We start from the raw sequence: 13,809 nt of genomic DNA, 5'->3' as shown, positions 1-13,809 counted from the left end.
AGGCGATGGGGCATGCGACGCTGGAGCTGTGGGTGGCTGGGGTTATTGGCGATGGCGCTTTCAGGTCAGGCCTGGGCGTTGTGTTCGGTGGTCAGTACCGTGCCCGCCGGTTTCGGTTCGGTCAGTTCGATTACGGTGCGGACCACCTCGCAACCCAGCTCGACCACCAATGCCGGGCTGAGTTGTACGGGGTCGCTGGTAACGCAACTGACGGCCAATGACCATTTGTATGCCACCTTCACAGCCGCGACCTCGGGGTTGGTTGGCCCCACCGGAGACGTGATCAGTTACACGATGTATGGCAATAACAGCACCAGCTATCCGATCAGTCGCGGCATTGCGTTCGACTTCGCCCGCAACTCGATCGCCGATAACCTTGGCCTGCTGAGCAATCCCTTGGTGGCCAAGACCGTACCGATCTATCTGGCCAGTATCAGTGGCAGCAATGTTGCCGCCGGCGTCTACTCCGAGACCCTGAACGTTGCCTGGAACTGGAACTACTGTTACCTGCTGGGAATCGGCAGCCTTTGCGCGTTGCGAGATATCAATAATGCTTCCACCACCCTGACGGTTACCCTGACGGTTACCAACGATTGTTTGATCACTGCACCCAACATCAGCTTCGGCACCGCCCCGGTGATCAGCGCGTTTGCCACGGTCACCAATCAGACCGTCAACCTGACCTGCACCAAGGGCAGTGCCTACACCGTGGGCCTGGACGATGGGCAGCACGCCGTCAGCGTCGGCGGCCGGCGACGGATGATTTCAGGCAGTAATTACCTGTCTTACGACATTTTCAAAAGCGCCGGCACCACCCGGTGGGGCAGTGTCGGCGCTGCACGCCGGGCCAGTTCCGATGCCGAGGTCAACCCCGGCAATGGCTTGGGAACGGGCAGTCAGATTTTTAACTACAACGCGAAAATCTACACCGACCAGACCACGCCACCGGCCGGCACTTACCTGGATAATGTGGTGTTGGACGTGGGGTTCTGAACCTCGACAAGGCTCAGCCATCGGTCGCGGTGATCGGGTTTTGCTGTATCGCCGCGCTTTTGAGCGTCAGCAGCCAGTAACCGAGCGCCACAGCGTTGATGGCCGCACCCAGCAGGCACACACCCAGCCAGCCGGCCCAGGCGTAGACCGCTGTCGATGCGACAGAGCCTGCCGCGCTGCCGACAGAGTAAAACAGCATGTAACCGGCGGTCAGGCGACTTTGCGCCTCGGGGCGTACGCTGTAGATCATGCTCTGGCTGGTAACGTGAATCGCTTGCAGGCCAAGGTCGAAGGTAATGACCCCCAGCAGCAGTGCCCACAGCGAGGACTGGGTCAGGGCGATCGGCAGCCACGAAGCGAGCATCAGCAACAACGACAAGCCGCTGGTCCAGTGGCCCAGGCCTCGGTCGGCCAGGTGCCCGGCGCGTGCGGCAGCCAGTGCGCCAGCGGCTCCGGCCAGGCCGAACAGTCCGATTTCGCTGTGCGACAGCGATATCGGTGCAGTGCTCAACGGCAACACCATCGGTGTCCACAGCACCATGGCGCTGGCGAAGGTCAGCAGTGCCAGCACTGAACGTTGACGCAGCACCGGCTCTTCCTTGAACAGGCTCAGTACCGAGGCGATCAGTGCCGCGTAGGACGCTGGCGTCTGCACCGGCTCGTGCCGGGGCAAGACACGAAACAGCGCCAGCGCCATCAATAGCGTCAGGCCGGCCGAGAGCAGATAGACCGAGCGCCAGCCCGCCAGATCGGCCATGCCGCCGGACACTGTGCGAGCCAGCAGAATGCCGATCACGATGCCGCTGGTGACCACGCCCACCACGCGACCGCGCTCGGCGGGTGCCGCCAGCGTTGCGGCGTAGGCCACCAAGACCTGAGTGACCACCGCCAGCAGACCGGTCAACGCCATGCCGATCAGCAGCCAGGTGCTGGTCGGGGCCAGGGCGATCATCAGCAAGGCCACGGCTGACAGCAGCGTTTGTACGACGATCAGACGCCGCCGGTTGAGCAGGTCCCCCAGCGGCACCAACAGCAGCAGGCCGAGCCCATAGCCGACCTGAGTCAGGGTGACGACGACACCGATGGTCGCCGGGTCCATGTCGAAGGCCTGGGCCATGGCGTCGAGCAGGGGTTGTGCGTAATAGACGTTCCCGACCGCCAACCCGCAGGCCAGGGCGAACAAAAGAACAATGCAGGTGTTGAGCGGTGCGTGTGCGGTTGAGGGCATGCCTGACTCCGAGTGTGGTTGCAAAATAAAACCAGTTGTACGGTAGTGAGGCTGGTTTTATATTGCAACCACATTTTTGCATATCGAGTGGCGCGTTCAATCATGGTTAAACGTTCAAATCTTATGGACGCCGAGTGCCCGGTAGCCCGTTCACTGGAGGCCATTGGTGACAGCTGGTCCTTGCTGATCATTCGCGATGCGTTCGACGGCATCCGGCGTTTTGGTGAGTTCCAGCGCAACCTCGGCATGGCCAAGAACATCCTGTCGACGCGCTTGCGCAACCTGGTGGCTCATGGGGTCTTTGAGGTGGTTCCGGTGTCGGACGGCAGTGCCTATCAGGAATACGTGCTGACGCCCAAGGGCAATGACCTGTTCAACCTGATCATCGGTTTGCGTCAGTGGGGCGAGGCGAATCTGTATGAGGCCGGGGAGAAACACTCGGTGATGGTCGACCGCGACAAAGGCGTGCCGATACGACGGCTGGAACTGCGGTCTGAGGATGGGCGGTTGTTGGGGGCGCAGGATTGTCGGCGGGTGCCTGTCGAGTGAGCGGCAGCTGCCTGGCGTGCAGGCAGCCTTGAAAGCGTATCAGCGCAGACGGTCGATCATGTCGGCCACGGTGGACAACACATCCTTGCCCAACTGCTTGGAACGCTTGCCCGACCAGCCGGTCAGCGCATTCGGTGCGTCGTTGTTGTCCTTGAACGGCATTTCGAGGGTCAGGGACAGGCAATCGAACTTCTGGCCGACGCTATTGCAGGCCAGGGTCATGTTGGCCTGGCCTGGCAGGTCGCGGGTGTAGCCGTGGGTGGTCTGGAAGTCGCGGGTCAGGTGTTTCAGATGGCTGCGAAAGTGCTCTTCGAGCTGTTCAAGGCGTGGCGTGTAGCCAGGATTGCCTTCGCAACCGGCGGTGAATACGTAGGGGATTTCTTCGTCGCCATGGATGTCGAGGAACAGGTCTACGCCGTACTTCTCCATCTGTTGCTGTACGAACAACACCTCGGGGCTGATTTCCTGGCTGGCACTCTGCCAGGCACGGTTGAGGTCCTGGCCCATGGCATTGGTGCGCAGATGGCCGTGGAACGCGCCATCCGGGTTCATGTTGGGCACCAGGTACAGGTCGGCGCTGGCCAGCAATTTAATGAGCTGCGGGTCGTTGTGCTGTTCCAGACGTTCGATCACACCTTCCATGAACCATTCGGCCATGTGCTCGCCGGGGTGTTGCTGGGCGATGATCCAGACCTTGCGCTGGCCGTCGGCACCGCTGCCTTTGCGCAGCAACTGGATGTCGCGACCTTCAACACTTTTGCCCGTGGCCAGCAACTCGGTACCTGCCTTGGTCAGCGCTTGTTCGATCAGCCAGTCGTGGCGCCCACGGCTGTAGGGTTCGAAATAGGCAAACCAGGCATGGGTGGCAGTGGCTTCCAGGCTGAAGCGCAGGCAATCACCTTCGAAAATCGTCGGGACGCGGAACCAGTTGACGTGGTCGTACGAGGCCACCGCCTGATAACCATCCCAGGCCTTGTTATAGGAAGACTTGCTGGCGTTGCTCAAGCGGAACCAATGCTCCTGGCCCACATGCAGGCCGCTGGCCTTGAAGTGGAACCACTGGAAATGCGCGCTACGGGTATCGGGCTTGATGGCCAGCAATGCCTGCAACGGATTGCTGATGTCCAGGACCTGAATGTTGCCGCTGTCGAAGTCTGCAGTGATGTCAAAAGTGCGATGAGCCACGGTCATAGTCTCTTTCCTGAGTATGATTTTTATGGCTGCTACTTTACACGCAAGAAGGGGGTGAAACAGGTCGCAATTTGCGAAGAGAAAGGGGGGGCGTCTTCCTTGACGCGACAGCAGCTTAGTGGCTATGCGATTGATTCTCAAGTGCTAATTTCTATTACTTTGCTGACGTCAAGCCGTGGGTCGCTTGCAAACCGATATTCTTTTGATATCATCCGCGCCATCGAATTTAGCAGCACCAGTCTTCATTAGCCTGAAGCCATAGCCAGATAACTGGCAAAAAAAGACCCGGCAAAAAGCCGGGTCAAAAACCGTGATTAGCCTGATGAGGAGATATTCCAGGAGTCCGACCTAAGGTCTCTTGGTCTATCGACTGATCTCGCGATCAGCTGCATGCAATAATAATCATTATCATTTGCAAGTCAAATGTTTTCATCTGCCCGATCGGAAATATTTTTCCTGCCCCTTGTGCAAACGTTCCGGCAATTGTGTTGCTGCGTAGCGTTCTTCGCACCTTCAGACGGCTAAGCCGGCTCCTTTCCATCCAGAGAACGGTCCACCATGGCTTTGGCCATGTCGATCATGTACACCACCGAAAACGCCAGGTCACGGCTTGCACCGCGCAAGTTGTCTGCCGATTCATACGCCGTGGCCGCCGCACAACGCAGCAGGTCCGAGGCATGAACCAGGGCTTCTTCGCGGCCGACACGTTGATTGACGTCGAAGAACCGTTCGGCGACTTCGAATTCCGAAACAGCCGGTTTCAAGTAATAGTCCAGAGCGCGCTGTGCGGCAGCACACCCTTTCAGTGAGGTGAGGTTGGGGTCGATTTCCATTTCAGTGGTGTCCTTGCTGGCTGGATTCATCGCGAGAGGTGCCCTGTGAATGAGATAGAGGAGTCATTCAAAGATTAGTACGTTATGTAGTTGTAACGACAAATTAAATAATACATTTTGTGTATTGAGGGTGTGAGTACGCAACGTATTGTTCAGCCCATGGATAAATGGATCGAACTGGTCAAGGCCAAAATGAGTGACCAGAAGGTCACCCAGGAAAAACTCGCAGAGCGCCTCGGAATGTCTCAGGGCGGTGTCGGCCATTGGCTGAATAAACGCCGCGAGCCCAGCATTCAAGACATGAACCGTGTGCTCAAGGCGCTGGGGCTGGATTTTCTGGAGGTGGCGCTGGTTATCCGGGAGCCCGAGCTGCTGGAAGCAGCTGAGGACGACACCCTTGCTTGCGAAGTGCCCTTGGCTCAGAAATACAACCCGTACTTCCGCTACCCGGTCAGCGACTGGCAAGAGGTGGGCGAGGTGCGTGAGTCTGAACCGGAGCCCTACGCCAAGAGCCGTTTCGAGCTGACCGATTACCATGCGCAGGGGCCTGCGTTCTGGCTGGTGGTCGTGGGGGACGCGATGACCGCGCCAAGCGGTTTGAGCATTGCCCAGGACATGCTGATTCTGGTCGACCCGGCCGTGGTGCCGGAGCCTGGAAAACTGGTGATCGCCCAGTGGTCGCACAGCGCCGAAGCGGTGTTTCGCAAACTGATCGAAGAGGGCGGCCAGCGTTACCTGGTGCCGCTCAATCCGACGTACCCTAAAATGCTGTTCACCGACGAGTGCCGAATCATCGGCGTGGTCGTACAGGCGACGGCCAAGTTCTGATCAGAAAGGTCCTGCAGTGCAGGACCTTTTTCTGTCTCGCGGATTACTCCAGCTCCACCAGCGCACTGCCTTCGCTGACCATCTCGCCTTCCTGGCAATACACCGCTTTCACTACCCCGGCGTGGGGCGCGCGAATGCTGTGTTCCATTTTCATCGCCTCCAGCACCACCAGTTGCGCCCCGGCTTCAACCGTATGCCCGGCTTCGACCAGCACACGCACAATGCTGCCGTTCATGGGTGCACTCAGGCCGCCCTGATGGCTATGGCTGGCCTCGACCGCCGCAATCGGGTCGTAGACGTCGAGCCGACGCAGTTCACCTTGCCACTGTAGAAACAGCGTGTCGCCCCGACGGATCGCCCGATGCGAACGGCGTACGCCATCACGCTCGATCAGCAATTGTTCACCCTTGAGTTGCGCGCGGCTGCCGTCGCTGCCCTCAAGTGTGAGCGCTCGGTCCTGCCCTTCGCACGTCAAGTGCAGGGTGGTTTGTGTCGCCAGCCCGGCGCGAAAACCGCTGGCCGTGGCCCACGGGGACGCCGGGTCATCGTGACGCACCAGGTCCGGCTGGCTCTGGGCGAAAGCCTGGCCCGCCGCTTGCCAGAATTCATCGCTCAGCTCGTTCGGCGGTGGTAGCAGTTGGTCCTGATAGCGCGGAATGAATCCGGTATCCAGTTCAGCAGACGCGAAGGCCGGATGACCGATGATGCGCCGCAAGAAGCTGATGTTGGTTTTCAGCCCGCCAATGACGAACTCATCGAGCATGCTCAACAGCCGCAGGCGTGCCTGTTCGCGGTCTTCGCCCCAGGCAATCAGCTTGCCGAGCATCGGGTCGTAGAACGGCGAAATGCGGTCGCCTTCCTCCACACCGCTGTCCACCCGACGTCCCGGACCTGCCGCCGACTCCCGGTAGAGTTCGAGATGGCCGGTGGCGGGCAGGAAATCGTTGCTCGGGTCTTCAGCATACAACCGCACTTCAATCGCATGGCCGCGCAACGGCACCTGCGCCTGAGTCATCGGCAGGGGCTCACCCTGTGCGACGCGAATTTGCCAGGCCACCAGGTCCAGGCCGGTAATGGCCTCGGTGACCGGGTGCTCGACTTGCAGGCGGGTATTCATTTCCATGAAAAAAAACTCGCCGCGAGCATCCAGCAGAAACTCCACCGTGCCCGCACCGACATAACCGATGGCCTGCGCCGAACGCACGGCGGCCTCGCCCATGGCTTGACGCAACTGCGGGCTCAGCCCGGGGGCTGGTGCTTCCTCGACGACTTTTTGATGCCGACGCTGGATCGAGCAGTCGCGTTCGTTGAGGTACAGGCAATGACCATGCTGATCGGCGAAAACCTGGATTTCCACGTGACGCGGCTTGATCAGGTATTTCTCTACCAGCATTCGCGAGTCGCCGAACGAGGACTGCGCTTCACGCTGGGCGGAGGCCAGGGCTTCGGCCAGTTGGCTGACGTCCTCGACCACTTTCATGCCTTTGCCGCCGCCGCCCGCCGTGGCCTTGAGCAACACCGGGTAACCGATGCGTTCAGCGGCGATGCGGAAGGTCTCCAGGTCCTGGGCTTCGCCGTGATAACCCGGCACCAGCGGCACGCCGGCGGTTTCCATCAGGGCCTTGGCGGCGGATTTGCTGCCCATGGCGTCGATGGCCGAGGCCGGTGGGCCGAGGAAGATCAGCCCGGCGGCTTCGATGGCGCGTGCAAACCCGGCGTTTTCCGACAAAAAGCCATAACCGGGGTGAATCGCCTGGGCGCCGCTGGCCTTGGCGGCGGCGATCAGTTTGTCGATTTGCAGGTAGCTGTCAGCCGCTTTGCTGCCGCCCAGGTCGACGCGGATGTCCGCTTCGCGACTGTGCCGCGCATCGCGGTCGATGGCGCTGTGTACGGCCACGGTGGTCAGGCCCAGTGCTTTGGCGGTGCGCATCACGCGGCAGGCGATTTCGCCACGGTTGGCCACCAGCAGGGTGGTGAGGGCAGGGGCGTTCATCAACGCGTCTCCTTGGTAGTGACGGGCTGCCAACCTGGTGGACGCTTTTGCAGGAAGGCCCGCAGACCTTCCTGGCCTTCAGGGCTGACACGAATGCGGGCAATGGCGTTTTCGGTGTAGCGCCGCAGCGCCGGGGTGAGTTCGCCGTTGCCGACTTCGCGCAGCAAGTCTTTACTGGCGCGCATGGCTTGAGGGCTGTTGAGCAGCAGGTTGTCGATCCACTGCTGGACCCGCACCTCCAGTTCGCCGATCGGGTAGCTGTCGCTCAGCAAGCCAATTTCACGGGCCCGCTGCCCGCTGAAACGTTCGGCAGTCAGCGCATAACGCCGCGCTGCACGTTCACCGATGGCTTGCACAACGAATGGGCTGATGACCGCCGGGGCCAGGCCAATGCGCACTTCCGACAGGCAGAACTGCGCGTCGTCGGCGCCGATGGCCATGTCACAGCAACTGATCAGCCCCAGTGCACCGCCATAGGCCGCGCCTTGCACCACCGCCAGGGTAGGGATTTTCAGTTTGGCGAGGTTGTACATCAGCTCGGCCAGTTCCCGGGCGTCGTCCAGGTTGGTGTGGTAATCGAGTTCGGCCGATTGCTGCATCCAGGCCAGGTCAGCGCCGGCACTGAAATGCTTGCCGCGCCCGCGCACCAGCAGGAAACGCAACGCGGGGTCCGCCGACACCTTGTCCAGGGCCAGGATCAACTCGCGGATCATCTGGGCGTTGAACGCGTTGTTTTTGGCTTCACGGCTGAGCCACAACGTGGCGAAGCCACGGGGGTCGGTCAGTAGTTCAAGGGTGTTGAAGTCGTTCATGTTTTTCCGTCTCCACAACTCATGTGGGAGTGGGCGTGTTCGCGAAGAACGATAACGCGGTGTCTCAGATAAACCGCGGTGGTTCCTTCGCGAGCGAGCCTGCTCTCACAAAACATCACATCCGGAACACGCCGAAGCGGCTCGGTTCGATAGGCGCATTCAGCGATGCGGACAAGGCCAGGGCCAGCACGTCGCGGGTTTGCGCCGGGTCGATCACGCCGTCGTCCCACAAGCGGGCGCTGGAGTAGTAGGGGTGACCCTGCTGTTCGTACTGGTCGAGAATCGGTTGCTTGATCTCGGCTTCCTGCGCGGCGCTGAACGCCTGGCCGCTGCGCTCGGCCTGCTCGCGCTTGACCTGCACCAGCACGCCTGCCGCTTGCTCGGCGCCCATCACGCCAATCCGTGCGTTCGGCCACATCCACAGGAATCGCGGATCGTAGGCGCGCCCGCACATTCCGTAGTTACCGGCGCCGAAACTGCCGCCGATGATCACGGTGAATTTCGGCACCTTGGCGCAGGCCACCGCCGTTACCAGTTTTGCGCCGTGTTTGGCGATGCCGCCAGCCTCGTATTTCTGCCCGACCATGAAGCCCGTGATGTTCTGCAAAAACAGCAACGGAATACCGCGCTGGCAGGCCAGTTCGATAAAGTGCGCGCCTTTCTGCGCGGCCTCGGCGAAGAGGATGCCGTTGTTGGCGAGGATCGCAATCGGGTAACCGTGCAAGTGCGCAAAACCACACACCAGCGTGGTGCCGAACAGGGCCTTGAATTCATCGAACACCGAGCCGTCCACCAGCCGCGCAATCACTTCGCGCACATCGAACGGCTGCTTGGCATCGGCCGAGACCACGCCGTACAGCTCATCGCTGGCGTAGAGCGGGGCGATCGGGGTGCGTTGTTGTAACTCACCGAGTTTGCGCCAGTTGAGGTTGGCCACGCTGCGTCGCGCCAGGGCCAAGGCGTGTTCATCGCTGTCGGCGTAGTGGTCGGCCACCCCGGAAATCTTGCAGTGCACATCGGCCCCGCCAAGGTCTTCGGCGCTGACCACTTCACCGGTCGCGGCTTTCACCAGCGGCGGCCCCGCGAGGAAAATCGTTGCTTGCTCACGGACCATGATCGCTTCGTCGGCCATGGCCGGGACGTACGCGCCGCCCGCGGTGCAAGAGCCCATGACCACGGCGATCTGGGCAATGCCCATGGCGCTCATGTTGGCCTGGTTGAAGAAGATCCGCCCGAAGTGCTCGCGGTCCGGGAACACTTCATCCTGACGCGGCAGGTTGGCGCCGCCCGAATCCACCAGGTAGATGCACGGCAGGCGGTTCTGCTGGGCGATGGTTTGGGCGCGCAGGTGTTTTTTCACGGTCAGCGGGTAATACGAGCCACCTTTTACCGTGGCATCGTTGGCGACGATCATGCATTCGACGCCTTCGACGCGACCGATACCGGCAATCACGCCCGCGGCGGGAACGTCTTCACCGTAAACTTCATAGGCTGCCAGTTGGCTGAGTTCCAGGAATGGCGAACCTGGGTCGAGCAAACGGTTGATCCGCTCACGGGGTAACAGTTTACCGCGCGAGGTGTGACGCTCCTGGGCTTTGACGCCGCCACCTTGTTGAACCTGAGCCAGCAGTGTGTGCAGGGCGTCGACTTGTTCAAGCATCGCCGTGCGGTTGGTCGCGAACTCTGCGGAGCGGGGGTTGAGCTGGGTATGCAAAATCATGGGCTACTCCGTAGCAGCCGCAAGTTTCAAGCAGCAAGCAGCAAGCAGGAGCGCGAGGGGTCCCGTTGCCGCTTGTAGCTTGTTGCTTGCCGCTGACAAATTACTTTGTCTCGTTAAACAGCTCGCGACCAATCAGCATGCGACGGATTTCGCTGGTGCCGGCGCCGATTTCATAGAGTTTGGCGTCGCGCAGCAGGCGGCCTGCCGGGAACTCGTTGATGTAGCCGTTACCGCCCAGAATCTGGATCGCATCGAGGGCCATTTGCGTGGCGCGTTCGGCGCTGTAGAGGATCACCCCGGCGGCGTCCTTGCGGGTGGTTTCACCGCGCTCACAAGCTTGGGCCACTGCGTACAGGTAGGCGCGGCTGGCGTTGAGTTGGGTGTACATGTCGGCGACCTTGCCCTGGATCAGCTGGAATTCGCCGATGCTTTGGCCGAACTGTTTGCGGTCGTGGATGTACGGGACGATGAGGTCCATGCAGGCCTGCATGATCCCGGTCGGACCGCCGGAGAGCACCACGCGCTCGTAGTCGAGGCCGCTCATCAACACCTTCACACCACCGTTGAGCACGCCGAGGATGTTTTCTTCCGGCACCTCGACGTCGTCGAAAAACAGCTCGCAGGTGTTCGAACCGCGCATGCCGAGCTTGTCGAATTTATTGCTGCGGCTGAAACCTTTCCAGTCGCGCTCAACGATGAACGCGGTGATGCCGTGGGCACCTTTTTCCAGGTCGGTCTTGGCGTAGATCACGTAGGTGTTGGCGTCCGGGCCGTTGGTGATCCAGGTTTTGCTGCCGTTGAGGACGTAGTGATCGCCGCGTTTGTCGGCCCGCAGTTTCATCGAAACCACGTCGGAACCGGCGTTCGGCTCGCTCATGGCCAGGGCGCCGATGTGTTCGCCGCTGATCAGCTTGGGCAGGTATTTGCTTTTTTGCTCGTGGTTGCCGTTGCGGTTGATCTGGTTGACGCAGAGGTTGGAGTGCGCACCGTAAGAGAGGGCGACCGAGGCCGAGCCGCGGCTGATTTCTTCCATGGCCACTACGTGCGCCAGGTAGCCCAGGCCGGCGCCGCCGTATTCTTCCGGTACGGTGATGCCCAGCAGGCCCATGTCCCCGAACTTGCGCCACAGGTCGGCGGGGAACAGGTTGTCGATATCGATCTGCGCGGCGCGCGGGGCGATTTCCTTGGCAACGAAGGCGCGGACCTGGTCACGCAGCATGTCGATGGTTTCGCCAAGGGCGAAGTTCAGGGTCGGATAGCTCATGGGGCACCTTCAAACTTGTTTTTATAAATGGAGGGTTCGGCGGCCGGGCGCGCCGGAACGGCTGTCACCTTTACGTTAACGTAAGCCTGAGATGAATGGCTGTCAATCACCCTTTACGTTAACGTCAACTTGGGCGACTCTGTAAGCGTCGAGCTTGCTCGCGATTAACGGTAATGCGGACTTTTACATAAGCGGTGGCGGCCCTGTCGCGGGCAAGTCGCGCTCCTACAATAAAGACAATAGGAGGTCGTTATGGATCAACAAAAAGTTGCGCCAGCACCCAGTTACAGTCGTGGCCCGCAGGACAAGGCCTTGCTGGCGATGACTATTGGCCAGGCGTTCGACAACACCGTCGCGCGCCATCCACAGGGGGAAGCGCTGGTGGTGCGTCATCAGCAGCTTCGCTACAGCTGGGCGCAACTGGCGCAAGCCGTCGACCTGCACGCCAGGGCGCTGCTGGCGCTGGGGTTGAAGGTGGGTGATCGACTCGGGATCTGGGCGCCGAATTGCGCACAGTGGTGCATCACCCAGTTCGCCAGCGCCAGGATCGGGGTGATTCTGGTCAACATCAATCCGGCTTACCGCAGCGCTGAATTGGAGTACGTGCTGAAGCAATCCGGCTGCCAATGGCTGGTTTGCGCCGGTGCTTTCAAAACGTGTGATTACCACGCGATGCTGCAAGGCCTGGTGCCGGAACTGGCCGAGCAAACCATCGGTCAGTTGCAGTGCGAGCGCTTGCCCGACTTGCGCGGGGTGATCAGCCTCGACGCCCGTCCACCGTCAGGCTTCTTGCCCTGGTCGCAGTTGAGTGACCTCGGTGCCGGGGTGGCGCCCGGTGAGTTCAAGGCCCGGCAGGACAGCTTGCATTTCGACCAGCCGATCAATATCCAGTACACCTCCGGCACCACCGGTTTTCCCAAAGGTGCCACCCTCAGCCACTACAACATCCTCAATAACGGTTACATGGTCGGCGAGAGCCTCGGGCTGACGGCCAGTGATCGCCTGGTGATTCCGGTGCCGCTGTATCACTGCTTTGGGATGGTCATGGGTAACCTGGGGTGCATTACCCATGGCAGCACGATGATTTACCCGAACGATGCCTTCGACCCGTTGCTGACGCTGAGTACCGTCGCCGAAGAACAGGCTACGGCGTTGTACGGCGTGCCGACGATGTTCATCGCCATGCTCGATCAACCCCGGCGCGGCGAGTTCGACCTGTCGAGCCTGCGCACCGGGATCATGGCCGGGGCAACCTGTCCGATCGAGGTGATGCGTCGGGTCATCAGCGAGATGCACATGAGCGAAGTGCAGATCGCCTACGGCATGACCGAAACCAGCCCGGTGTCGCTACAGACCGGTCCTGCGGACGATCTGGAGTTACGCGTCACCACCGTCGGGCGAACCCAGCCACAGCTGGAAAGCAAGATCATCGACGAGGCCGGCAACATTGTCGCCCGAGGGGTTATCGGCGAACTCTGCACCCGTGGCTACAGCGTGATGCTCGGTTACTGGAACAACCCGCAAGGCACGGCCGAGGCTATCGACGAGGCAGGCTGGATGCACACCGGGGACCTGGCGAGCATGAACGAGCAGGGTTACGTGTGCATCGCCGGGCGCAACAAGGACATGATCATTCGCGGTGGCGAGAACATTTATCCTCGCGAGCTGGAGGAATTTTTCTTCACTCACCCGGCGGTGGCGGATGTGCAGGTGATTGGCATTCCCAGCGAAAAGTATGGTGAGGAGGTCGTGGCCTGGATCAAGTTTCACCCCGGCCATAGCGCTAACGAACTGGAGCTGCAAACCTGGTGCAAGGAGCGCATTGCACACTTCAAGACACCGCGTTACTTCAAGTTCGTCGAAGACTTCCCGATGACTGTGACCGGCAAGATCCAGAAGTTCCGGATGCGCGAGATCAGCATCGAGGAGCTGCGCGAGAACCAAGGCTAACCCCGACCCTCTGTGGGAGCGGGCCTGCTCCCACAGTTTTCGATAGAGGGAAATACAAACGACAGACAGCACAAAGGGGAGCCGAGGCTCCCCTTTAATTTGTTGTTGCGTGCTCTTTTTTATTATTAAGGGGCGGTCTGTTGTTGTTTTTGGCAACCGTGGCCCTTTACTGCTGTTTTTGGCGATCCCCATTCGGGATCAAGAGCAAACGTATTTTTTTGAGCGCTGATCTGCTTTTTCGCCAAGCGATCCAACCAGTTCGGGAGCTACCTGAAGGTAGTTTTATTGTTCTCTGCCCGGTTGCGGGTGGCTGCACGCAGTACCCTGAAAAGCACACCTTCTCCAAAAAAATCTGTTAGCTGCGTCTCTGCCGTGTTGTTTTTGTTATGTCAGAGTCGTTACGTCTTATTTTTATTAGGTTTGCTGCTTTTTATTCTTGTTATGCCAT

11 protein-coding genes are annotated in these 13,809 nt (G+C 60.2%); 4 read left to right on the top strand and 7 right to left on the bottom strand.

Annotated features, from left to right (window positions below; all coding sequences use genetic code 11):
* Positions 1-12: 12 nt before the first annotated feature.
* On the top strand, positions 13-993 hold the full coding sequence (locus tag AC1Z1G_RS17185; protein WP_483621215.1) for a Csu type fimbrial protein: 981 nt from the start codon (positions 13-15) through the stop codon (positions 991-993).
* A 13-nt stretch (positions 994-1,006) separates the two neighbouring features.
* On the opposite strand, the gene AC1Z1G_RS17180 is transcribed toward AC1Z1G_RS17185, so the two are convergent.
* Complete coding sequence (locus tag AC1Z1G_RS17180) at positions 1,007-2,221, bottom strand: MFS transporter (RefSeq protein WP_483621214.1); 1,215 nt, start codon at positions 2,219-2,221, stop codon at positions 1,007-1,009.
* Between the two features lie 102 nt (positions 2,222-2,323).
* Here AC1Z1G_RS17180 and AC1Z1G_RS17175 point away from each other — a divergent pair, with 102 nt between their 5' ends.
* On the top strand, positions 2,324-2,770 hold the full coding sequence (locus AC1Z1G_RS17175; RefSeq protein ID WP_483621213.1) for a winged helix-turn-helix transcriptional regulator: 447 nt from the start codon (positions 2,324-2,326) through the stop codon (positions 2,768-2,770).
* A gap of 39 nt (positions 2,771-2,809) precedes the next feature.
* Here the strand turns inward: AC1Z1G_RS17175 and AC1Z1G_RS17170 are convergent, their stop codons facing one another.
* Both AC1Z1G_RS17170 and AC1Z1G_RS17165 read right to left on the bottom strand, forming a co-directional pair.
* A complete protein-coding gene (locus AC1Z1G_RS17170) occupies positions 2,810-3,961 on the bottom strand; it encodes a M14 family metallopeptidase (protein WP_483621212.1) in 1,152 nt (383 codons plus the stop codon).
* 521 nt (positions 3,962-4,482) lie between these two features.
* On the bottom strand, positions 4,483-4,824 hold the full coding sequence (locus AC1Z1G_RS17165) for a DUF6124 family protein (RefSeq protein WP_483621211.1): 342 nt from the start codon (positions 4,822-4,824) through the stop codon (positions 4,483-4,485).
* A 129-nt stretch (positions 4,825-4,953) separates the two neighbouring features.
* Between AC1Z1G_RS17165 and AC1Z1G_RS17160 the strand changes: the two genes are divergently transcribed.
* Positions 4,954-5,622: a LexA family protein gene (locus AC1Z1G_RS17160; RefSeq protein WP_483621210.1), complete on the top strand. Its 669-nt coding sequence runs from the start codon at positions 4,954-4,956 to the stop codon at positions 5,620-5,622.
* A 43-nt stretch (positions 5,623-5,665) separates the two neighbouring features.
* Here the strand turns inward: AC1Z1G_RS17160 and AC1Z1G_RS17155 are convergent, their stop codons facing one another.
* The 4 genes from AC1Z1G_RS17155 to AC1Z1G_RS17140 form a co-directional block, all read right to left on the bottom strand.
* On the bottom strand, positions 5,666-7,615 hold the full coding sequence (locus tag AC1Z1G_RS17155) for an ATP-binding protein (RefSeq protein ID WP_483621209.1): 1,950 nt from the start codon (positions 7,613-7,615) through the stop codon (positions 5,666-5,668).
* Positions 7,615-8,427: a gamma-carboxygeranoyl-CoA hydratase gene (locus AC1Z1G_RS17150; RefSeq protein ID WP_483621208.1), complete on the bottom strand. Its 813-nt coding sequence runs from the start codon at positions 8,425-8,427 to the stop codon at positions 7,615-7,617. Before AC1Z1G_RS17150 ends, AC1Z1G_RS17155 begins: the two co-directional genes overlap by 1 nt.
* Before the next feature lie 115 nt (positions 8,428-8,542).
* Positions 8,543-10,147, bottom strand: coding sequence for a carboxyl transferase domain-containing protein (locus AC1Z1G_RS17145; RefSeq protein ID WP_483621207.1), 1,605 nt, complete (start codon positions 10,145-10,147; stop codon positions 8,543-8,545).
* A gap of 100 nt (positions 10,148-10,247) precedes the next feature.
* On the bottom strand, positions 10,248-11,411 hold the full coding sequence (locus tag AC1Z1G_RS17140; RefSeq protein WP_347901082.1) for an isovaleryl-CoA dehydrogenase: 1,164 nt from the start codon (positions 11,409-11,411) through the stop codon (positions 10,248-10,250).
* Between the two features lie 252 nt (positions 11,412-11,663).
* On the opposite strand from AC1Z1G_RS17140, the gene AC1Z1G_RS17135 reads away from it, so the two are divergent.
* Positions 11,664-13,361 carry an AMP-binding protein gene (locus AC1Z1G_RS17135; RefSeq protein ID WP_483621206.1) on the top strand — a complete coding sequence of 566 codons (1,698 nt, stop codon included), beginning with the start codon at positions 11,664-11,666 and terminating at the stop codon, positions 13,359-13,361.
* Positions 13,362-13,809 lie beyond the last annotated feature (448 nt).

The sequence above is a fragment of the Pseudomonas sp. JL27(2026) genome (genome assembly GCF_056933555.1).
This window is presented reverse-complemented; position numbering and strand designations above follow the sequence as displayed.

Bases quoted from the DNA above. Each gene is read 5' to 3' on its own strand.
- AC1Z1G_RS17160 (WP_483621210.1), top strand. From the start codon at position 4,954: ATGGATAAATGGATCGAACTGGTCAAGGCCAAAATGAGTGACCAGAAG.
- AC1Z1G_RS17140 (WP_347901082.1), bottom strand. From the start codon at position 11,411: ATGAGCTATCCGACCCTGAACTTCGCCCTTGGCGAAACCATCGACATG.
- AC1Z1G_RS17155 (WP_483621209.1), bottom strand. From the start codon at position 7,615: ATGAACGCCCCTGCCCTCACCACCCTGCTGGTGGCCAACCGTGGCGAA.
- AC1Z1G_RS17145 (WP_483621207.1), bottom strand. From the start codon at position 10,147: ATGATTTTGCATACCCAGCTCAACCCCCGCTCCGCAGAGTTCGCGACC.
- AC1Z1G_RS17165 (WP_483621211.1), bottom strand. From the start codon at position 4,824: ATGAATCCAGCCAGCAAGGACACCACTGAAATGGAAATCGACCCCAAC.
- AC1Z1G_RS17135 (WP_483621206.1), top strand. From the start codon at position 11,664: ATGGATCAACAAAAAGTTGCGCCAGCACCCAGTTACAGTCGTGGCCCG.
- AC1Z1G_RS17170 (WP_483621212.1), bottom strand. From the start codon at position 3,961: ATGACCGTGGCTCATCGCACTTTTGACATCACTGCAGACTTCGACAGC.
- AC1Z1G_RS17150 (WP_483621208.1), bottom strand. From the start codon at position 8,427: ATGAACGACTTCAACACCCTTGAACTACTGACCGACCCCCGTGGCTTC.
- AC1Z1G_RS17175 (WP_483621213.1), top strand. From the start codon at position 2,324: ATGGTTAAACGTTCAAATCTTATGGACGCCGAGTGCCCGGTAGCCCGT.
- AC1Z1G_RS17185 (WP_483621215.1), top strand. From the start codon at position 13: ATGCGACGCTGGAGCTGTGGGTGGCTGGGGTTATTGGCGATGGCGCTT.
- AC1Z1G_RS17180 (WP_483621214.1), bottom strand. From the start codon at position 2,221: ATGCCCTCAACCGCACACGCACCGCTCAACACCTGCATTGTTCTTTTG.